Raw genomic sequence first — 19,919 nt, forward strand, 5'->3', positions numbered from 1 at the left:
TCGCGCAATTTTTATTCCGCCTGCGGACTCTCCTCAATCTTCCCACCCGGCCAGTCATCCAGCGCCGCGAGGGTAAATGTTTTACCGTTGAAGCTAAATACGGTGAGATCCTGCTGAATCTGCTCAATAACCAGGTTTGCCAGCGGCGAATCGCCCTCCCTCCAGGATTGTCCGTTTAATACAATGCTGCGTTTCTCCGCCAGCGAGGCGTAGACGTGCGCGCTGTAGCGCAGAGGCGGCAGGTTATCTTCATCTATCGCTATTTCCGGTTCAGCCTCAATTTCGGGCTCGGCGTTAACCGGCGCCACGGCAGCTTTGACCGCAGGTTGATTCAGCGGAACTAACGCCGCATGGGCTACCGGCGGCCTCATCGACTGCGGCTCGGGCTTGTTCCGCCACTGCTCGCCGCCGAACCATCCGAGCGCAATCAGCAGCGCGGCGTACAGCGGTACGGTCACGTAGGGGATCTGCACCATTCTTCCCACCGCCGCCGGGGGCTCAGACTGCGGGTACGGCTCTTGCGGGCGAATAAGCACGGGTTTCTCCTTAATCAAGACACACCATCCCGGCCCGGGGTTTTGGCCCCGCGGGCCGGGAGGTTATGGTTTTACTTACTGCTTACCGGCAGCCCGGCGCCCTGGCCATCGCCCTGCGGCAGCTCCAGCACCGCAACGGACCAGGCCGGCAGGGTGACGGTGCCGTCAGCGGCAATCTGCACGCCGTTTGCCAGCGAGTTTTCGCCCGCCGCCTGCTGGATCGCGCTCAGCTGCAGCGTTTCACCGGCAAACTCATTCAGCGTGCGGCTTTCCGGCGCGGCGTTAATCGCCACTACCAGGCCGTCAAGGCGGCTATCCAGGCTGGCGCCCGCTTTCATCCCGTCATCCACGGTCATCACCAGCAGACCGGCCTGCTGGTCTGAACCGGTATTACGGAAATCAACGCGCTTCATTACCGCGCTGCCGTCGCCTAAGGTGAACAACGGCGAGGATTTCCGCAGCTCGGTCAGTTCCTGGTAGAACGCGGTCATCTGCTTCAGCTCCGCTTCGCCCGGAGTGGCAACCATCTCTTTGACGCGAGTAATTACGTCATAGTTGCTGCCGTCATCGCTGATGCGCGGCATGCCAACGTTGTAGTTATTATCCTGCAGGGAATAATCTACGCGGTTGAACCAGTCACCGGAATCGTAGGAGTCGCGGGTAAAGGATTTCGAACGCAGCAGTTCCGAGCCCTGCTGATCGAACGCGATCCCCTGCCCCAGCATCACCGTCGCCAACGAAACGGCCTGCATGCGAACGCGGGTCGCCAGGTCGGCTTCCTGGGACGCTTTATAGCTAATCATGTCCCACAGCGTCTGGTTGTCGTGCTTCGAAACATAGTTGACGACTTCCGTCGGGTCTGCGGCGTAGCCGCCAGGCGCGCCGTTATAGTCAATTTCGCTGCCTTTCTTCGCCGCGCCGTCTTTGTCGATCATCACAAAATCAGCGAGGTTACCGGCCATCCCCAGACGGGTCAGATCGGCCAGATGGCGGACCTGGTCATCACTCAGGCTGGCGAGTTCGTTTGGCAACACGCCCGCGCCGCTGCCGACGCCCTGGTTCTGACGCAGCGCATCGCCGGAATCGAACGGGCCGCCGCCGCGCACGGAATCGCGCAGGCGATCGGAGAACGTGCCGATGCCGGTACCTTTCAGGTTAATCTGCGAGGCGATTTCAAAACGATCGCTCTGGTTAGAGTCCCAGCCTTCGCCGAAGAAGTAGATATCCGGGTTCAGGGCCTTAATGCGCTCCCACGCTGACAGAATTTGCGCTTTCGGGTGATAGCCCATCAGATCGAAGCGGAAACCATCGATTTTGTAGTCCGTGGTCCACACCGCCAGCGAGTCGGCGATCAGCTTGGCAAACATCCGATGCTCCGGCGCGGAGTCGGAACAGCAGGTGGCGGATTCGACGCTGCCGGTGGTTTCATTCAGACGCTGATAGTACCAGGGCACGATCTTATCCAGCACCGACGTGCGGTCGGTCGGGCCCGCGGCGTTGGTGTGGTTGTAGACCACGTCCATAATGACGTTCATCCCCAGATCCTGCTTGATCGCCTGAATCATGGTGCGGAACTCTTTAATGCGCGCCGTGCCTTCCGGATCGGTCGCGTAGGATCCTTCAGGAACCGTATAGTGGAACGGATCGTAGCCCCAGTTATAGGAGTCGGTCTGCGCCACCAGCGTATTCAGCGCCTGCACCTGCGGATTATCCTGGCTATCGCTCTGCTTAAGCTGATTCAGTACCTCTTCCACCGTGGAGCCGCTGTCGCAGTATCCGGCGAACTCGCTGCTTTTCACCGCGCTGTTCACTTCGCACAGGCGGCTGAACGGTTGCTGAATATCGGCGACTTTGTCGCTGAACTCGTTCACCGTCGCCAGATCGAAGACCGGTAGCAGCTCAACGTGCGTGACGCCTGAAGCGGAGAGCTTCTTCAGATGCTGCACCAGATTGCTGTCGCCGGCGGTCAGCGCAAGGTATTTTCCGCGCAGTTCGGCCGGAACGGTCTGGTCCCACGCAGAGAGATCGCGAATATGCGATTCATGGATCGTCATCTTCGCTAAATCCGCTTTCGTCTTCTGGGCATGCGGCATCGTCAGGCTGTCCCAGCCGTCAGGCTTCAGCGCGCTGTCGTTGAGATCGACAACCTGGCTGTACTCCGAGTTGGTCGACAGGCTATGCGCATACGGGTCGGTGACTTCGTACTGTTCAACCTTGCGCGACTGCGGGTGATAAACCGTCATCGCATAGCGGTAGAACGCGCCTTTCAGATCGCTACCGCCCTGCCATGACCACGCGCCGGAAGCGCTGTCGCGGGTCATCGGATGGCTGCCAATCACTTTTTTGTCCGCGCTGTAGACCACCACATCCACCTGCTGAGCGGTCGGCGCCCAGACGCGGAAGGTGACGCCGCCGTCGGTCAACTGCGCGCCGTAGCTCAGCGCTTCCGCCGCTTCGGCATAGGTGTCATCCAGGACGCCCGCCGTCTGCACCTGTGTGGCGGAAATCAGGATCCCGTCCTCTGCGGCGGCAATGGCGACCGTTTCGCCCTGCAGCAGCTCGTCAACGTTCGCATTGTCCGGCAGCTTAAAAGCCGCATAACTGGAAAGGTGCGGGAAGCGCATGCTGACCTGCTGGCTGACGGTAGTCGGCGTCAGTTTCAGGTAACGGTCGGTAAATTTGCCTTCGCCATCCGCCGCCACTTTACTGCTGTGGCTGTAGTAGAGGCGCACGATGGGCTTGTCCTGTCCGCCCGGCCACAGCAGCGTATTTTTATCGACCCAGTGGGCTTCGGCCAGCGCGACGCCAAAAGCGGCGCGGAAAGCGTCGGCGCGGGAGTCATAGACCGCGCTGTTACCGGCGATCACCGAAACCGTACGATCGGTGAAGTCGCCAAACGACACCCGCAGGTCGCTATCGATCAGCTTATCAGTGCCGTCGCGGACAATGACGTTGATACAGCCGCTCTCTTTGTTGAGCGGAATCACCCAGTACGGGCCATATTTATCGCTGCCGCTCGGCGTGGTGCTGACGTCATTCCAGTCCGCTACCGGCGCGCTCAGCGCGTCGCAGGTTTCGTTGTTCCATAAGTAGAGGTTTTTGCTGCTGTAGTCCGCCGCGCTACTGCTGGTGATGCCGGCAATATCCACCAGGTGGATGACCGCCTGGTTTTCTACTGCCGTGACCGCTTCGCCGGGCACCGCAACGTCAGGTAAACGTACAACGACATCCTGATTACCAGGGGTGTCGGGATTTCCAGAGGAAGAAGAAGAGGATCCGTTATCGCAGCCGCTAAGTAAAACCAGCGATCCCAGAACCAGGGCATTACGGGTATATCTGAGCATTCGATAGTCCCTTTAATACCCGTCATACTTCAAGTTACATATGCGTTGGCTGCCTCGCTCACCCCAGTCACGTACTTAAGTACGCTCCTGGGGACTCACTGCGTTGCCGCCTTCCTGCAACTCGAATTATTTAGGGTATATGCTGATTAATTATATGAAGTGTTCTATGAACGAAATTATTCAGAGTGCATTACAGCACCATGAAAAATGACGAGCATATCTTTAAAGCGTCGATAATTAGATATTCTTGCTCTCTTAGGTTCAATCATCCATTCACTCATCCTCCGGGGGCGTAGGCGGCCGGAGGAGTAAAAATAAAAAGGGAATGACGACCGCAATAGCCAAACTCTTTATGATTCACCGCGACCTACGCAGATTCCCGCAATAAGCACGCTCAAAAATAAAAAATGCCCCACCCATATCGGTAGGGCGGTACCTTTTGTTGAGGGAAATAGAATGAGCAAAGGAATAAAAATGCATAATTCCGTGATGAGATTAACAATACCAAATAAAAAAATAATAAAATATGCGCCTCATATTGTGACCTCCATCATATTATTTTTTATCTGCCAGCAGCTCGCGCAATTAACCTGGAAAATAATTATCCCGGTAAACTTTACGGATAACGTATTGAGCTCTGCCGATATGACGGCACCCGCAGCCCCTACCCCGGAAACGGCGCTGCCGCGCTTTACGCTGTTTGGCCTTGCGGAGAAAACCCCCGCCTCCGCGCCCGGCGGCAACCTCGACCAGGCGCCCGTTTCGGCGCTCAAACTTCGCGTTACCGGACTGCTTGCCAGCACCGACCCGTCCCGCGCCATCGCCATAATGATGAAAGAAAATCAACAGGTTAGCCTCGTGATTGGCGATAATACGCCGGGCGGAGAGGCGAAAATTGTCGCTATTTTCCCTGACCGCCTGATTGTTAATTACCGCGGCAGAAACGAGGCTATCCCGCTGTTTAACGACCCGCCCGCTGCCAGCAAAAATAGCGCCGCGCCGCCAGCCCGCCACTTGGCGCAGGAGCTCCGCGCGCAGCCGCAAAATATTCTTCATTACCTTAATATTTCGCCAGTCATGGTTAATGACAAGCTCAGCGGATATCGCCTGAACCCGGGCAAAGACCCAGCGCTATTTCGCCAGGCGGGTCTCCGGGAAAACGATCTGGCGATAGCCCTCAACGGTCTGGATTTACGCGATAAAGAGCAGGCTCGCCAGGTATTAGACCAGTTGCCGGAATTAACTGAAATAACCCTTACCGTTGAACGCGACGGCCAGAAAAACGATATTTATCTAGCCCTGAGGGATGAATAATTGATCATCGCCAACGTTATCCGCTCATTTTCCCTGACGCTGCTGATATTCGCCGCACTGTTATTCAGGCCAGCCGCGGCGGAAGAGTTTTCCGCGAGCTTCAAGGGCACCGACATTCAGGAATTTATCAATACGGTGAGTAAAAACCTGAATAAAACGGTCATTATCGATCCCAGCGTGCGCGGCACCATTACCGTACGCAGCTACGACATGCTTAATGAAGAGCAATATTATCAATTCTTCCTCAGCGTGCTCGATGTCTACGGCTTCGCGGTGATTAATATGAATAACGGCGTCCTGAAAGTGATGCGTTCGAAGGACGCGAAAACCGCCGCGGTGCCGGTGGCGAGCGACGCTGCGCCGGGTATTGGCGATGAGGTCGTCACCCGCGTGGTGCCCCTGACCAACGTCGCCGCCCGCGATCTGGCGCCCCTGCTGCGCCAGCTTAACGACAACGCTGGCGCAGGCAGCGTGGTGCACTATGAACCCTCCAACGTCCTGCTGATGACCGGCCGCGCGGCGGTCATCAAACGGCTGCTAACCATCGTCGAACGCGTCGATAACGCCGGAGACCGAAGCGTAGTAACCGTTCCCCTCGCCTGGGCCTCCGCCGCCGATGTGGTCAAGCTGGTGACCGAACTCAACAAGGACACCAGCAAATCAGCGCTGCCCGGCTCGATGGTCGCCAACGTGGTGGCCGATGAACGCACCAACGCGGTACTGGTCAGCGGCGAGCCGAACTCCCGCCAGCGAATCATCGCCATGATTAAGCAGCTCGATCGCCAGCAGGCGACGCAGGGCAATACTAAAGTGATCTACCTGAAATACGCCAAAGCCTCCGACCTGGTCGAAGTGCTGACCGGCATCAGCAGCACGATGCAGAGCGAAAAGCAGGCCGCGAAGCCGGTGGCGGCGCTGGATAAAAATATCATTATCAAAGCGCATGGCCAGACTAACGCCCTGATCGTCACCGCCGCCCCGGACGTGATGAACGACCTTGAACGGGTAATCGCCCAGCTTGATATCCGCCGCCCGCAGGTGCTGGTCGAAGCGATTATCGCCGAAGTGCAGGACGCTGACGGTCTGAACCTCGGCATCCAGTGGGCCAATAAAAATGCCGGAATGACCCAGTTCACCAATAGCGGCCTGCCGATATCCACCGCCATCGCCGGGGCCAACCAGTACAACAAAGACGGCACCGTCAGCAGCTCGCTGGCCAGCGCCTTAAGCTCCTTCAACGGCATTGCCGCCGGCTTCTACCAGGGCAACTGGGCGATGCTATTAACCGCCCTCTCCAGCAGCACCAAGAACGACATTCTCGCCACGCCGAGCATCGTTACCCTCGACAACATGGAAGCCACCTTTAACGTCGGCCAGGAGGTCCCGGTACTCACCGGCTCGCAAACCACCTCCGGCGATAACATCTTCAATACCGTCGAGCGTAAAACCGTCGGCATCAAGCTGAAAGTGAAGCCGCAAATCAACGAAGGCGATTCAGTTCTGCTGGAGATTGAACAGGAGGTCTCCAGCGTGGCGGACGCCGCCTCCAGCACCAGTTCGGATCTCGGCGCGACCTTCAATACCCGCACGGTCAATAACGCAGTGCTGGTCGGCAGCGGCGAGACGGTGGTCGTCGGCGGCCTGCTGGATAAAAGCGTCTCCGACACCGCCGACAAGGTACCGCTGCTCGGCGATATTCCGGTCATTGGCGCGCTGTTCCGTTCCACCAGTAAAAAGGTCTCCAAGCGCAACCTGATGCTGTTTATCCGCCCGACGGTGATCCGCGACCGCGACGAGTACCGTCAGGCCTCATCCGGGCAGTACACCGCCTTTAATGACGCCCAGAGCAAACAGCGCGGCAAAGAGAACAATGACGCGATGCTGAATCAGGATCTGCTGGAGATCTACCCGCGCCAGGATACCGCCGCGTTCCGCCAGGTCAGCGCCGCTATCGACGCGTTCAATCTGGGAGGCAATCTATGACCCCCGCCGCTGAACGACGCCCGCTGCTCCCCTTCGGCTACGCCCGCGCGCACAACGTGATGCTCCTCAGCAACGGCGAAAGCTGCGAGGTTTTCTGCCTCGCCGCTACCGCGCCGCAGGCGCTGCTGGAAGTCCGCCGGGTCGCCGCGATGCCGTTTCGCCTCGAGCGGCTGGAAGAAGAGGCGTTCGAAAAGCTGCTGGTGCTGAGCTATCAGCGTGACTCCGCCGAGGCCCGACGCATGATGGCGGATATCGGCAACGAGCTGGACTTATACACCCTTGCCGAAGAGCTGCCGGACACCGACGACCTACTGGACAGCGAAGACGACGCGCCGATTATTCGCCTGATTAACGCCATGCTTACCGAGGCCATCAAAGAGAAAGCCTCGGATATTCATATCGAAACCTATGAGCGCCACCTGCAAATTCGCTTTCGCGTCGACGGCGTCCTGCGCGAAATCCTGCGCCCCCAGCGCCGCCTCGCCGCGCTGCTGATCTCGCGCATTAAGGTGATGGCGAGCCTGGATATCGCCGAAAAGCGCATTCCTCAGGATGGGCGCATGGCGCTGCGCATTGGCGGACGCGCCGTCGACGTGCGCGTCTCCACCCTGCCGTCGAGCTACGGCGAGCGCGTGGTGCTGCGTCTGCTCGATAAAAATAGCGTCAATCTCGACCTGTTGACCCTCGGGATGACTCCCGCCCTGCTGAAGCAGGTAGATGGGCTGATCGCCCGCCCGCACGGCATCGTGCTGGTGACCGGGCCGACCGGTTCGGGAAAAAGCACCACCCTCTACGCCGCGTTGAGCCGCCTCGACGCGCGGGAACGCAACATCATGACCATTGAAGACCCCATCGAATATGAGCTGGAGGGCATCGGTCAGACCCAGGTTAACGCGAAAGTCGATATGACCTTTGCCCGCGGGCTGCGCGCTATTTTGCGCCAGGACCCTGACGTGGTGCTGGTGGGCGAAATCCGCGATGGCGAGACGGCGCAAATCGCCGTACAGGCCTCGTTAACCGGCCATCTGGTGCTCTCGACGCTGCACACCAACAGCGCGCTGGGGGCCATCTCGCGCCTGCAGGACATGGGCGTGGAGCCTTTTCTGCTCTCCACCTCGCTGCTGGCGGTGATGTCGCAGCGGCTGGTGCGCCGACTCTGCCCGCACTGCCGCCAGCAGGAACCGGCAAACGCCGACGCCGCCCGCCAGATGGAGATCGCCCCCGGCACGGCGCTCTGGCAGCCCCGGGGCTGCGCCGAGTGCGGTTTTACCGGCTATCGCGGACGCACCGGCATCCACGAACTGCTGTTGGTGGACGATCGCGTACGCATGGCTATCCACCGCGGCGAAAATGAGGTGACGCTGATCCAACAGCTAGGGGCGGATTATATGACCCTACGCCGCGCCGGGCGGGAAAAGGCGCTGGCCGGGATCACCAGTTGGCAAGAGGTGCTAAGGGTCACCGAGCAGCCGATCGCGGAGGCTTCCTGAAATGACGCTGTTTCGTTACCAGGCCCTTGACGAACAGGGCAAACCCCGGCGCGGCGTCCAGCAGGCGGACTCCGCCCGCCACGCGCGCCAGCTATTGCGAGAAAAGGGCTGGCTGGCGCTTGACATCGACCCGGCAGCCGGCGGCGGCAGGCCATTGCGCTTTATCCGCCGCACCGGCGCCCGCGATCTCGCCCTCGTCACCCGCCAGTTGGCGACGCTGGTCGCCGCCGCCATCCCGCTGGAAAAAGCGCTCGACGCGGTGGCCCAGCAGAGTGAAAAACCGCAGTTGAAAACGCTGATCGCCGGCGTACGCGGCAAAGTGCTGGAAGGCCATTCGCTGGCGGAAGCGATGCGCGGCTACCCGAATTGCTTCGACGCGCTCTACTGCGCGATGGTCGCCGCCGGAGAAGCTTCAGGCCACCTCGACGGCGTGCTGAACCGGCTGGCGGACTACACTGAGCAGCGCCAGCAGCTTCGCGCCCGCCTGCTGCAGGCGATGATTTACCCCATCGTGCTGACCCTGGTGGCGGTCAGCGTGATTGTGATTCTGCTTTCAACGGTGGTGCCGAAGGTTGTCGATCAGTTTATCCACCTTAAGCAGGCGCTGCCGTTTTCCACCCGCCTGCTGATGGCGATGAGCGATATGCTGCGCGCCGCCGGGCCGTGGCTGCTGCTGGCCGCCATGCTCATCGCTCTGCTGCTGCGCTACCTGCTGCGGCAGCCGACAAAGCGACTGGCCTGGCACCGGCTGCTGCTGCGCCTGCCGCTGATTGGCCGGGTCGCGCGCAGCGTTAACAGCGCCCGCTACGCCCGCACCCTGAGCATTCTCAACGCCAGCGCCGTTCCGCTGCTGCTGGCGATGCGCATCAGCGCGGAAGTGTTAAGCAACGCCTGGGCGAAGCGCCAGCTGGAAGCCGCCAGCGACGCGGTGCGCGAAGGCGTCAGCCTCCATCGCGCGCTCGAAATGACCCAGCTTTTCCCACCGATGATGCGCTACATGGTCGCCAGCGGCGAACGGAGCGGCGAGCTCAACGGCATGCTGGAGCGCGCGGCGGATAACCAGGACCGGGAGCTGAGCGCGCAAATTCAGTTGGCCCTCAGTCTGTTTGAACCTCTGCTGGTAGTGGCAATGGCCGGCATGGTGCTGTTTATCGTCCTCGCCATCCTGCAGCCGATACTGCAGCTCAATACTTTGATGAGTATGTAATTGTTCTAATGGAGAAAAATATGCAACGACAGCGCGGATTCACCTTACTGGAAATCATGGTGGTGATTGTTATCCTCGGCGTGCTCGCCAGCCTCGTGGTGCCCAACCTGATGGGCAACAAGGAAAAGGCCGACCGGCAAAAAGTGGTCAGCGATCTTGTGGCGCTCGAGGGCGCGCTGGACATGTATAAACTGGACAACAGCCGCTATCCCACCACCGAGCAGGGGCTGCAGGCGCTGGTCAGCGCGCCATCCGCCGAGCCGCACGCGCGCAACTATCCCGAAGGCGGCTATATTCGCCGTCTGCCGCAGGATCCCTGGGGCAGCGATTACCAGCTACTGAGCCCCGGCCAGCACGGACAGGTGGATATTTTCAGCCTTGGGCCGGACGGCGTGCCGGAGAGCAATGACGATATCGGCAACTGGACGATCGGGAAGAAATAGTGCGACAGCGCGGCTTTACGTTGCTGGAGATGATGCTCATTTTGCTGCTGATGGGGGTCAGCGCGGGCATGGTGCTGCTGGCCTTCCCCGCCTCGCGCGACGATAGCGCGGCGCAGACGCTGGCGCGCTTTGAAGCGCAGCTGCACTTTGTCCAGCAGCGAGGGCTGCAAACCGGCCAGTTCTTTGGCGTCTCGGTGCACCCAGACCGCTGGCAGTTTCTGGTTCTGGAGGCCCGCGATGGCGCCGATCCGGCACCCGCCGACGACGGCTGGAGCGGCTATCGCTGGCTGCCGCTGCGCGCCGGACGCGTCGCCACTTCGGGCAGAAGCGCCGGGGGCAAGCTGAACCTCGCCTTTCCGCAGGGCGATGCCTGGACGCCGGGCGACAATCCCGATGTGCTGATCTTTCCCGGCGGGGAGATGACGCCGTTCCGGCTGACCATCGGCGAGGCGCCAGGTATCGCGTATAACGCCCGCGGCAAAAGCCTGCCCGCAGCGCAGGAGGCGCAATGAAAAAGCAGTCCGGTATGACGCTGATTGAAGTCATGGTCGCCCTGGTCGTCTTCGCTCTCGCCGGGCTGGCGGTGATGCAGGCCACGCTCCAGCAAACCCGCCAGTTGGGACGCATGGAGGAGAAAACCCTCGCTAGCTGGCTGGCGGACAATCAGCTGGTACAGCTCCGGTTGGAAAACCGCTGGCCAGCGCTGAGCTGGTCGGAAACCACGGTGCAGGCGGCAGGCGTCAGCTGGCATATTCGCTGGCAGGGGGTGGAGACCGACCTGCCTCAGCTGCGGGCTCTGGACGTCGAGGTCCGCCACGCCAAAAGCGATAAGACCGCGATCTCTTCGCTGCGCACCTACGTGACGTCGCCATGATCCGGCGCTCAAGCGGCTTTACCCTCGTCGAAATGCTGCTGGCGCTGGCCATTCTCGCCGCGCTCAGCGTCGCCGCGGTCACGGTGCTGCAAAACGTGATGCGCGCCGATACGCTCACCCGCGATAAGGGCGGGCGCATGCAGGCGTTACAGCAAACGTTCAGCCAGATGGCGGCGGACTTTAGCCAAATCATTCCCCGCCGCAGCCGCGACAGCGCGAGCCTGTTTTTTGCCGGGCGCTTTCAGCTCGGCAGCGACGACTGGGCGATCGCCTTTAGCCGCAACGGCTGGCCCAATCCTTTGGGGATCCTGCCGCGTTCGGAAATTCAGAACGTCAGCTACCGCCTGCGCGACAGCCAACTGGAACGTCTGAGCTACGAGCAGCAGGACCCGCTGCCCGGTAGTCTGCCAACGGTGACCGTTATGCTGCGCAACGTGCAGGCTTTTCGCCTGCGCTTTTACGCCAGCGGCCGCTGGCAGGATGAATGGTTGCAGACGCAGACGCTGCCGCAGGGGCTGGAAGTCACCCTGACGCTGGAGCCGTACGGCGAGATCCGCCGACTGTTTCTGCTTACGCCGGGAGGCAGTCGATGAACAACCGCCAGCGCGGCGTCGCCCTGCTTATGGTGCTGCTGATCCTCGCCCTGATGATGGTGCTGGCGAGCGCCATGACCGAGCGCAGCGCGCGGATGTACCAGCAAACCGCCACCACCCTCGATAACCTGCAGGCCAAATGGTACGCGCTGGGGGCGGAAACCCTCGCGGCGGCTCTGCTGCAACGCGACGCGATCGACTCGCCGAACCAGACCCATCTGGCGCAGAACTGGGCCCAGCAGGGACGCCGCTTTACGGTCAATGACGGCGAGATCTACGCCACAATGACCGACGCTCAGGCCTGCTTCAACCTCAACGCCATTAACCAGCGTGGCGACGACGAAAGCGACGAAATACCTTACCCCGCACAGATCTTTACCCGACTCCTGGAGAACCTCGGCAGCGAGCCGCTGCGCGCCTTACAGCTGACCGCCGCCCTGCGCGACTGGGTCGATGACGATCGCCAGGCGCTGCTGAACGGCGCGGAAGACGAAGTCTATATGGCGCAATCCCCCGGCTATCTGACCGGCAATCAGCCGCTGCAGGACGTCAGCGAGTTGCGTCTGCTGGCCGGGATGGACGCCGCGCTCTATCAGCGCCTGTTGCCATTTGTCTGCGCCCTTCCGGAGGATGCGCTGCAGGTGAACGTCAATACCCTGCAGCCCGCTCAGGCCGCGCTGCTGGCGGCGATCTTCCCCGCTGAACTCACCGTCTCTGAAGCCCGGCAGCTGCTGCAGGCTCGCGCGGCTACCGGCTGGAGCAGCGTCGCCGCCTTCCTGTCGCAACCGACATTACAAAAAATCGATACCGCCGCCGCACGTCCGTGGCTGGCGGTGCGCAGCGAGCGTTTTATCGCCACCTTTAGCGTGGTGATGGGCAGCGCCCGCTATCAGCAACGCAGCCTCTTGCAAAAGCAGGGGCGTACCTTCGGCGTCGTCCAACGGCGCTACGGAATCTATTGGGTAGCCGATGAATAACCACCATACCTCTTCCGCCGCCGTGCTGATTGTTCGCCTCAATCCTGATGCCGTGACGGCGATATGGCGGCTTGCCGCGCCGGGCGACGCGGCGCAGGCCGGAGAGTGGCATCCTGACGCTGACGATCGGACGCTCAGCCTGCTGGCGCAGCGCCATCCGGCTTGGGTACTGGTGCCCGCCAGCGACTGCGCATTTCATCGCGTCACTCTGCCCGCCGGGGCGCGCAGAAGACCACAGCAGGCGCTGGGGTTTTTACTCGAAGAACAGCTGGCGACGGAGGTTGAGGAGAGCCACTTTGCCCTGCTCCACCAGCACAAAACCGACTGCGCCGTGGCGGTGGTCGGGCGGGAAAAGATGCGCGCCTGGCAGGCCTGGTGCGAGGGGCTCGGACTGAACGTGCTGGCCCTGACGCCGGATGTCCTTACCCTACCGCACAGTCCCACCGCCTGGAGCGCCGTACGCTGCGGCGAGCAATGGCTGTTTCGCTGTGATTCGTGGGGCGGAATGGCGGTGGAAACCGTATGGCTCGACCCGTTGCTGACCCACTGGCAAGACCTCGCGCCCATCGCCTGCTACTCGCCGCCGCCGGATATCGCCGCGCCGTGGCAGCCTCTCCCGGCGCAGGATCTGCTGGCGCTGGCGGCGGCCAATCCCGATGCGCGCAGAATCTGCTTACGCCAGGGCGATTTTGCTGCTAAACGCCGCCGGCAGCTGACGCCACGACGCTGGCGCCCGGCAATCGCCGGGGCGCTGGCGCTACTGCTGCTGTGGAGCGGTAATCGCCTCCACGATCATCTCATGCTGGGACAGCAGGCCGACGCCGCCGTGCAGGCCAGCCGTGATTTTTACCGCCAGTGGTTCAAAACGGAAAAGAACGTCGTCAACCCGCGCCAGCAAATGCAGCAGCATCTGCGAGAGATGAAAAACGCGGGCGCCCGGCCAGCGCTTATCTCGCGGCTCGGCGCGCTGCAGCAAATCATCGACGACACGCCGGGCATCCGCCTGCGGACGCTGAGCTTTGATGCCGCGCGCAACGCGCTGCAGCTGGAGATATCCGCCGTTTCCTCGCAGGCCATGGAGCAGTTCAGCCAGCGGGCGCGGGCGGGGTTTCGCGTGCAGACCGGCGAGATGAAGCCGCGCGCCGACGGTATTGAAGGGCGCCTGACGCTGGAGGGGGACGATGCATAACCTGCTCACCTTATGGCAACAGCGTACGCGCCGCGAACGGTATCTGCTGCTGGGGATGGTCGTAGCGCTGCTCATCGGCCTGGTCTATTACACGTTATGGCAGCCGTGGCAAAACCGCGAAGCGCAGTGGCGGCAAACGCTGGCCAGGGAGCAGGCCAGCCTGCAGTGGATGCGCCAGCAGACGCCCCTTCTCCGTCAGCTTAACCAGCGGAAACCTTCTGCCGCGCTGGAAGAACCCTCGACGGTGATTATGCGCGAAGCCGCCCGTCACGGCATCGCTATCGTTCGCCTGCAGCCGCAGGGCTCCCGCCTGAGCCTTACCGTACAGCCCGCCGATTTCCAGGCGCTGATGGCATGGCTGGACGCGCTGGGTCAGACGGGGATGACCACCGCCACCCTGGCGGTGACCGCCGTGGCGCAGCAGCCCGGTTGGGTGACGATTAATACGCTAGTGCTGGAGCGCAGCGATGAAAAATAGACTCACTATCGGCCTGCTGCTGGCGGCGATCTATCTCTTCTGGCTGCTGTTCAGCGCGCCGGCGCGTCTGCTGACTCTGGCGCTACCGGAAGGCGCGCGGCTCGTCGAACCAACAGGCACCCTGTGGAAGGGAGAAGCCCTTCAGGCCAGCTGGCGCGGCGTTGAATTAGCCTATTTACGCTGGGAATTTGGCTTCTCGTCCTGGCTTCCCGGCTGGCATATCCGTTTTAACGATCCCTCCGGTCTGCGCGGCCAGGTCTGGCTGCACGGTCTGAACGAATTCGTGGTGCGCGAGGGCCGACTCGAAGCTCCGGCCCGTTTAATCAGCCAGCGGTTAGCATCCGGCATACCGCTGGAGGCCCGCGGTCAGGTTGTGCTGACGCTGCCCGAGGCCCGCTTTAACGCCGGCGGTTGCCGACAGATGACCGCCAGCACCGTGCAGTGGCGGGACGCGGCGCTCAGCTCCCCCGCCGGGTCGCTCGAACTGGCCCAGGTCAACGGCAAATTAAGCTGTACCCCGGCGGGCGCCCTGGCTGTCGCCCTGACCCAGGACTCCCATCAGCTCAGCCTCACCGGACAGGGCGTTCTAACGCCCGACGGGCGCTATACGTTTAACGGTACGCTACAACCTCGTCAGGCGGCTCCGGCACTGCTGACGCTGCTGCTCGCGCAAAACGGCCGTAAAGATGAGCAGGGACGTATACCGTGGCGGTGGCAAGGAGAGTGGCTATCCGAGGAGAAAAAATAATGTTCGAAAACATCGCGTTATTACCCGAGTTCGCCGCGCAATACCCGTCAATCTGGGGCGGCTTTTTATTCCTGTCCGGACTGGCGTTCGGCAGCTTTTTTAACGTCGTTATCCATCGTTTACCGCTGATGATGGCGCACGCAGAGGGAATCAATCTCTGTTTTCCCGCGTCGTTCTGTCCGCAGTGCCGTGAGCCCATCGCCTGGCGGGACAATATCCCGCTGCTGAGCTTCCTGTTTCTTAAGGGACGTTCGCGCTGCTGCGGGGAACCCATCTCGCCTCGTTATCCTCTGATGGAGCTGGCGACCGGCGCGCTGTTTATGCTGGTCGGATACCTGATACCTCCGGGCATACCGCTGCTGGGCGGCTTGCTTCTGCTGTCGGTTCTACTGATTCTTGCTACCATCGACGCGCAAACGCAGCTGCTGCCGGACGGGTTGACGCTACCGCTGCTGTGGGCCGGTCTGCTGTTCAATCTTTCCGATACCTTCGCGCCGCTGGCGGAGGCGGTCATTGGCGCGATGGCCGGGTATTTGTCGCTGTGGTCGGTGTACTGGGTGTTCCGTCTGCTGACCGGTAAAGAGGCGCTGGGCTACGGCGATTTCAAGCTGCTGGCGGCGCTCGGCGCGTGGCTCGGCTGGCAGGCGCTGCCGCAGACGCTGCTGCTGGCTTCCGCCAGCGGCCTGGTCTGGACGCTGCTGCAGCGCCTGATAACCCGGCAGTCGCTCCAGCAGCCTTTGGCCTTCGGGCCCTGGCTGGCGCTGGCGGGCGGCGGCATCTTTTTGTGGAGCCAGGTATAAAATATCCCCTGCTCGCGCTGCGCTTAGCAGGGCTACGGGCGGTGCTGGTCCGGTAGCCCGGGTAAGGCGCTTACGCCGCAACCCGGAAACTCTCCGGTTACGAATACTTTTTGGTGCGCCGGGTCGGGGCGGTATTGGCCGGATCGTCCGGCCAGACATGCTTCGGATAGCGCCCTTTCATCTCTTTTTGCACTTCGCGGTAGCTCCCCTGCCAGAATGCGCCTAAATCGCGGGTGATCTGCAGCGGGCGCTGCGCCGGCGACAGCAGCTCCAGCACCAGCGGCACCCGCCCCTGAGCGATGGTCGGGGTCGTCGCCTCGCCAAACATCTCCTGCATCCGCACCGCCAGCGCCGGAGGATTATCATCGTGATAACGAATCGCGATGCGGCTACCGGTCGGCACCGTATAGTGCGTGGGCAGTTCGCTGTCCAGCTTCTGGCGCAGCGGCCACGGCAGCCAGTTTTGCAGCGCCTGACGCACGTCCAGCGCCTTCAGCGCGCGCAGCGAATGGACGCCCGCCATCTGCGGCAGCAGCCACTGTTCAAGCGAGGCCAGCAGCGATGCCTCATCAACGGCCGGCCATGCCTCCTCCGGCAGCCACTGCGCCGCGCAGTGCAGTCGCAAACGCAGCTGCTCCGCTTCCGGCGTCCAGTTAAGCACGCTCAGCCCCTTCTCGCGGATCCCGTTGAGCATCGCCTGATGCAACTCCTCTTCCGACGGCTTCGCCAGCGGCTGGGTCTTAATCACCAGGCGTCCGATACAGGTGCGCCGCCAGGCCTTCAGCGTGCCTAACGCCTCATCCCACTCGACGATATCGGAGCGCTGGGCCAGCGCCGGACACCGCTCAATCAGCGCGTGAATATCGACCGGCAGCGCCAGCAGGATCCGGGCGTCCGGCGATGCGCTCCCTTGCAGCAGCAGTGGCGCAATCAACCATTCGTGGCGGCTCAGCGCATCGTCGGCGTCGAGCATCGCCCCCATCCCGTTAGCCAGTTGGTAGCGCCCCTCCTGGCCGCGGCGATGGGCGATACGGTCGGCAAAAGCGGAGGCCAGCAGCGCCGCGATTCTGTCGGCGTCGGGCTGACCGCCGCGCACCGTCAGCCTTTTCATCAGCTGCTGCGCCCGCTGCTGCCAGTTGCCCTGCTGACGGGCAAACGCCGCGCTAAGATCGCTATGGCCGCCGCGCGGCGGCTCTTCAAGGATCGCCGCCAGTTTAGCCGCCGTGGCGGCGCTATCGGCATCCTCCGCCGCGGTCAGCATCGCCGCCAGGCGCGGTTCGTTACCCAACGCCGCCATTTTGCGCCCGTGCGCCGACAGCCGCTCGCCTTCCAGCGCAGAAAGGTCGGTGAGCAGACGTCGGGCCGCAGCCAGATTGTTCGCAGGCGGCAAATCCAGCCAGCTAAGCTGGGCCGGGTCCTGGCATCCCCACTGCAACAGCTCCAGCAGCAGCGAAGACAGATCGCTCTGCAGGATTTCCGGGTCGCTCTGCGCCGCAGCGCGCTCGGCCTGCTCTTTAGCGAGTAGATGCAGGCAGATCCCCGGTTCCAGACGCCCGGCGCGTCCGGCGCGCTGGGTCATCGAGGCCTGGCTGATCCGCTGCGTGACCAGGCGAGTGAGCCCGGTGCGGGCGTCAAAGCGGGCGACGCGCTCCTGGGCGCTATCCACCACCAGACGAATCCCCTCAATGGTCAGACTGGTTTCGGCGATATTGGTCGCCAGCACCACCTTGCGCATCCCGGCAGGCGCAGGCAGTATCGCCTTGCGCTGCTCGTTCAGCGGTAGCGCGCCGTACAGGGGGCAAAGGATCACATCGCTCGCCACCCGCTCCGCCAGCCGCTCCTGTACCCGTTGGATCTCTCCGACGCCGGGCAGAAATAGCAGCATTGAACCGTTCTCGCTACGCAACAGTTCCGCAGCGGCAATCGCCACCCCTTCGTCAAACCGTTGATGGGCCGGCAGCGGCAGAAAACGCCGCTCAACCGGAAACGCGCGCCCTTCGGAAACGATAACCGGCGCCTCCGGCAGCAGACGCTGCAGGCGCTCATTATCGAGCGTCGCCGACATAATCAGCAGCTTGAGATCGTCGCGCAGCCCCTGCTGTACGTCGAGCAGCAGCGCCAGCGCCAGATCCGCCTGCAGGCTGCGCTCGTGAAACTCATCGAGGATCGCCAGCCCCACGCCGCTCAGCTCCGGATCGCGCTGGATCATCCGCGTCAAAATGCCTTCCGTCACCACTTCGAGGCGCGTGTTCGGCCCGACGCAGGTCTCCGCGCGCATGCGGTAGCCCACGGTCTCGCCGGGCTTCTCCCCCAGCAGTTCTGCCAGCCGCTGCGCCACGTTACGCGCCGCCAGCCGCCGCGGCTCCAGCAGGATAATGCGCCCGCTAATTTCACCCTGCGCGAGGATTTGCAGCGGCAGCCAGGTGGATTTCCCGGCGCCGGTTGGCGCATTAAGCAGAACCTGCGGCGCATGCCGCAGGGCAGAAAGAAGTTCAGGGAGGACGGCGGCAACCGGCAATGAGGACACGAAGCGCTCCGGAGGTTAACATTTGCGGGCAAGCATTGTAGCATCCCGGTAATTCATTACCGAGTCTCTATCATGTCCGAGCCGAAAAGGCTGTTTTTCGCCCTTGAACTTCCCGCAGAAGTTCAGCAGCAGATCGTTCACTGGCGCGCCGCCAGCTTTCCCGAAGATGCGGGTCGACCGGTGACGGCGGCAAACCTCCATCTGACGCTGGCGTTTCTTGGCGAAGTGAGCGCGGATAAACAGCGGGCGCTATCAGCAATGGCCGAACGAATTCGCCAGCCGGGCTTTACCCTGACCCTTGACGATGCCGGGCAGTGGCTGCGTTCGCGAGTGGTATGGCTGGGCACTCGTCAGCCGCCGCGCGGGGTTCTGCAATTAGCGAATATGCTGCGCGCCCAGGCCGCCCGCAGCGGCTGCTATCAGAGCCCGCAGCCGTTTCATCCGCATGTCACCCTGCTGCGCGACTCGCGCCACGCGGTGCCTATTCCGCCGCCCGGATTTCGCTGGGCGTTTGCGGTCAACGAATTTGTGCTCTACGAATCCAGCTTTAGCCGCGGCCGTACCCGCTACAAGGCGCTGGAACGTTACCCTTTCGACAAGGAAAGCTGATGCTATTTACTCCCCCGCTACGGTCCGCCACCCTCATTAAACGTTACAAACGGTTTCTCGCGGATGTGGTCACCCCCGACGGTCGCGAGCTGACCCTGCACTGCCCCAATACCGGCGCCATGACCGGCTGCGCCGCGCCGGGCGATACCGTCTGGTATTCGACTTCAGATAATCCTAAACGCAAATATGCCCACACGTGGGAAATAACCGAAACCGTAGAAGGCGCGACAATTTGTGTTAATACTCTACGTGCTAACACGTTGGCGAAAGAGGCGATTCTGGCAGGAAATATTCCCGAGCTTTTGGGCTATAACACGCTGAAAAGCGAAGTGAAGTATGGTGATGAAAGCAGCCGCATTGATATTCTGTTACAAGCAGATGACCAACAAAACTGCTATATTGAAGTGAAATCGGTTACGTTGGCGGAAAAGGAATACGGTTACTTCCCCGATGCGGTTACCGAACGCGGCCAGAAGCACCTGCGGGAGCTGATGAGCGTGGCGGCGGCGGGCGATCGGGCGGTGATTTTGTTCGCCGTGCTGCACTCGGCGATCGACCGTTTCTCTCCCGCGCATCATATTGATGCCAGATACGCACAGCTATTGATTGAGGCGCAAAACAAGGGGGTGGAAATTCTCGCGTACAAGGCGGAACTTTCTACTGAGATGATGACTCTGAATAAGCCGATTACCGTGGTGTTAACCCCCGGTAAATAAACGGCTAAATAGTATTCGGGTCGCGAGCGCAAATACGCTTTTCCTCACAGGGTTGTCAAGTGTAACGTTTAGATAATTGCTATCCGGAAAA

The 19,919-nt window shown here is 61.6% G+C and carries 18 protein-coding genes; 15 read left to right on the forward strand and 3 right to left on the reverse strand.

What is annotated here, in order from left to right; translation table 11 throughout:
- Positions 1-11: 11 nt before the first annotated feature.
- Together gspB and pulA are read right to left on the reverse strand one after the other, a co-directional pair.
- The gene (gene gspB, locus K7H21_RS23125) at positions 12-536 is read right to left on the reverse strand and encodes a type II secretion system assembly factor GspB (protein WP_049114208.1); all 525 of its coding nucleotides are present in this window, start codon (positions 534-536) and stop codon (positions 12-14) included.
- A 71-nt stretch (positions 537-607) separates the two neighbouring features.
- Positions 608-3,880 (reverse strand): pullulanase-type alpha-1,6-glucosidase, encoded by a 3,273-nt coding sequence (gene pulA / locus K7H21_RS23130; protein ID WP_223035392.1) that lies wholly within the window; start codon positions 3,878-3,880, stop codon positions 608-610.
- 474 nt (positions 3,881-4,354) lie between these two features.
- Between pulA and gspC the strand changes: the two genes are divergently transcribed.
- From gspC to K7H21_RS23195, 13 genes are read left to right on the forward strand one after another with little or no spacing between them, the layout of a single operon-like run.
- Positions 4,355-5,194 carry a type II secretion system protein GspC gene (gene gspC / locus K7H21_RS23135; RefSeq protein WP_223035393.1) on the forward strand — a complete coding sequence of 280 codons (840 nt, stop codon included), beginning with the start codon at positions 4,355-4,357 and terminating at the stop codon, positions 5,192-5,194.
- Positions 5,195-7,177 (forward strand): GspD family T2SS secretin variant PulD, encoded by a 1,983-nt coding sequence (gene pulD, locus K7H21_RS23140; protein WP_223035394.1) that lies wholly within the window; start codon positions 5,195-5,197, stop codon positions 7,175-7,177.
- Positions 7,174-8,667: a type II secretion system ATPase GspE gene (gene gspE / locus K7H21_RS23145; protein ID WP_004129080.1), complete on the forward strand. Its 1,494-nt coding sequence runs from the start codon at positions 7,174-7,176 to the stop codon at positions 8,665-8,667. The genes pulD and gspE overlap by 4 nt, the downstream gene beginning before the upstream one ends.
- 1 nt (position 8,668) lies before the next feature.
- A complete protein-coding gene (gene gspF / locus K7H21_RS23150) occupies positions 8,669-9,874 on the forward strand; it encodes a type II secretion system inner membrane protein GspF (RefSeq protein ID WP_142446007.1) in 1,206 nt (401 codons plus the stop codon).
- Positions 9,875-9,894: 20 nt separating this feature from the next.
- Positions 9,895-10,317 carry a type II secretion system major pseudopilin GspG gene (gene gspG, locus K7H21_RS23155; RefSeq protein ID WP_004098709.1) on the forward strand — a complete coding sequence of 141 codons (423 nt, stop codon included), beginning with the start codon at positions 9,895-9,897 and terminating at the stop codon, positions 10,315-10,317.
- Positions 10,317-10,829 (forward strand): type II secretion system minor pseudopilin GspH, encoded by a 513-nt coding sequence (gene gspH, locus K7H21_RS23160; RefSeq protein ID WP_213223450.1) that lies wholly within the window; start codon positions 10,317-10,319, stop codon positions 10,827-10,829. The genes gspG and gspH overlap by 1 nt, the downstream gene beginning before the upstream one ends.
- Positions 10,826-11,191, forward strand: coding sequence for a type II secretion system minor pseudopilin GspI (gspI, locus tag K7H21_RS23165; RefSeq protein ID WP_049115511.1), 366 nt, complete (start codon positions 10,826-10,828; stop codon positions 11,189-11,191). The genes gspH and gspI overlap by 4 nt, the downstream gene beginning before the upstream one ends.
- Positions 11,188-11,784, forward strand: a complete 597-nt coding sequence (gene gspJ, locus K7H21_RS23170) for a type II secretion system minor pseudopilin GspJ (RefSeq protein ID WP_087828442.1) — start codon at positions 11,188-11,190, stop codon at positions 11,782-11,784. The genes gspI and gspJ overlap by 4 nt, the downstream gene beginning before the upstream one ends.
- Positions 11,781-12,761 (forward strand): type II secretion system minor pseudopilin GspK, encoded by a 981-nt coding sequence (gene gspK, locus K7H21_RS23175; protein ID WP_087828443.1) that lies wholly within the window; start codon positions 11,781-11,783, stop codon positions 12,759-12,761. Before gspJ ends, gspK begins: the two co-directional genes overlap by 4 nt.
- Entirely contained in the window at positions 12,754-13,950 is a 1,197-nt protein-coding gene (gene gspL / locus K7H21_RS23180) for a type II secretion system protein GspL (protein WP_142468516.1), read from the forward strand. The genes gspK and gspL overlap by 8 nt, the downstream gene beginning before the upstream one ends.
- Positions 13,943-14,428 (forward strand): type II secretion system protein GspM, encoded by a 486-nt coding sequence (gspM, locus tag K7H21_RS23185; protein ID WP_087828445.1) that lies wholly within the window; start codon positions 13,943-13,945, stop codon positions 14,426-14,428. The genes gspL and gspM overlap by 8 nt, the downstream gene beginning before the upstream one ends.
- Complete coding sequence (locus tag K7H21_RS23190) at positions 14,418-15,176, forward strand: type II secretion system protein N (RefSeq protein ID WP_049114765.1); 759 nt, start codon at positions 14,418-14,420, stop codon at positions 15,174-15,176. The genes gspM and K7H21_RS23190 overlap by 11 nt, the downstream gene beginning before the upstream one ends.
- Positions 15,176-15,976: a prepilin peptidase gene (locus tag K7H21_RS23195; RefSeq protein ID WP_142468517.1), complete on the forward strand. Its 801-nt coding sequence runs from the start codon at positions 15,176-15,178 to the stop codon at positions 15,974-15,976. Before K7H21_RS23190 ends, K7H21_RS23195 begins: the two co-directional genes overlap by 1 nt.
- A 97-nt stretch (positions 15,977-16,073) precedes the next feature.
- Here K7H21_RS23195 and hrpB read toward each other — a convergent pair whose 3' ends face one another.
- Positions 16,074-18,503 carry an ATP-dependent helicase HrpB gene (gene hrpB, locus K7H21_RS23200; RefSeq protein ID WP_223035395.1) on the reverse strand — a complete coding sequence of 810 codons (2,430 nt, stop codon included), beginning with the start codon at positions 18,501-18,503 and terminating at the stop codon, positions 16,074-16,076.
- 72 nt (positions 18,504-18,575) lie between these two features.
- Between hrpB and thpR the strand changes: the two genes are divergently transcribed.
- Positions 18,576-19,112 (forward strand): RNA 2',3'-cyclic phosphodiesterase, encoded by a 537-nt coding sequence (thpR, locus tag K7H21_RS23205; RefSeq protein ID WP_223035396.1) that lies wholly within the window; start codon positions 18,576-18,578, stop codon positions 19,110-19,112.
- Complete coding sequence (sfsA, locus tag K7H21_RS23210; RefSeq protein ID WP_004129055.1) at positions 19,112-19,828, forward strand: DNA/RNA nuclease SfsA; 717 nt, start codon at positions 19,112-19,114, stop codon at positions 19,826-19,828. Before thpR ends, sfsA begins: the two co-directional genes overlap by 1 nt.
- Positions 19,829-19,919 lie beyond the last annotated feature (91 nt).

Origin of the sequence: Klebsiella sp. CTHL.F3a, assembly GCF_019890895.1 — a bacterium.
GTDB classification, from domain to species: Bacteria; Pseudomonadota; Gammaproteobacteria; order Enterobacterales; family Enterobacteriaceae; genus Klebsiella; species Klebsiella grimontii.

What these genes read in the sequence shown, in the direction of transcription:
- gspC (WP_223035393.1), top strand. Translation starts at nt 4,355, where the DNA reads ATGCATAATTCCGTGATGAGATTAACAATACCAAATAAAAAAATAATA.
- K7H21_RS23190 (WP_049114765.1), top strand. Translation starts at nt 14,418, where the DNA reads ATGAAAAATAGACTCACTATCGGCCTGCTGCTGGCGGCGATCTATCTC.
- pulA (WP_223035392.1), bottom strand. Translation starts at nt 3,880, where the DNA reads ATGCTCAGATATACCCGTAATGCCCTGGTTCTGGGATCGCTGGTTTTA.
- gspE (WP_004129080.1), top strand. Translation starts at nt 7,174, where the DNA reads ATGACCCCCGCCGCTGAACGACGCCCGCTGCTCCCCTTCGGCTACGCC.
- gspJ (WP_087828442.1), top strand. Translation starts at nt 11,188, where the DNA reads ATGATCCGGCGCTCAAGCGGCTTTACCCTCGTCGAAATGCTGCTGGCG.
- gspK (WP_087828443.1), top strand. Translation starts at nt 11,781, where the DNA reads ATGAACAACCGCCAGCGCGGCGTCGCCCTGCTTATGGTGCTGCTGATC.
- sfsA (WP_004129055.1), top strand. Translation starts at nt 19,112, where the DNA reads ATGCTATTTACTCCCCCGCTACGGTCCGCCACCCTCATTAAACGTTAC.
- gspF (WP_142446007.1), top strand. Translation starts at nt 8,669, where the DNA reads ATGACGCTGTTTCGTTACCAGGCCCTTGACGAACAGGGCAAACCCCGG.
- thpR (WP_223035396.1), top strand. Translation starts at nt 18,576, where the DNA reads ATGTCCGAGCCGAAAAGGCTGTTTTTCGCCCTTGAACTTCCCGCAGAA.
- gspM (WP_087828445.1), top strand. Translation starts at nt 13,943, where the DNA reads ATGCATAACCTGCTCACCTTATGGCAACAGCGTACGCGCCGCGAACGG.
- K7H21_RS23195 (WP_142468517.1), top strand. Translation starts at nt 15,176, where the DNA reads ATGTTCGAAAACATCGCGTTATTACCCGAGTTCGCCGCGCAATACCCG.
- gspI (WP_049115511.1), top strand. Translation starts at nt 10,826, where the DNA reads ATGAAAAAGCAGTCCGGTATGACGCTGATTGAAGTCATGGTCGCCCTG.
- gspG (WP_004098709.1), top strand. Translation starts at nt 9,895, where the DNA reads ATGCAACGACAGCGCGGATTCACCTTACTGGAAATCATGGTGGTGATT.
- gspL (WP_142468516.1), top strand. Translation starts at nt 12,754, where the DNA reads ATGAATAACCACCATACCTCTTCCGCCGCCGTGCTGATTGTTCGCCTC.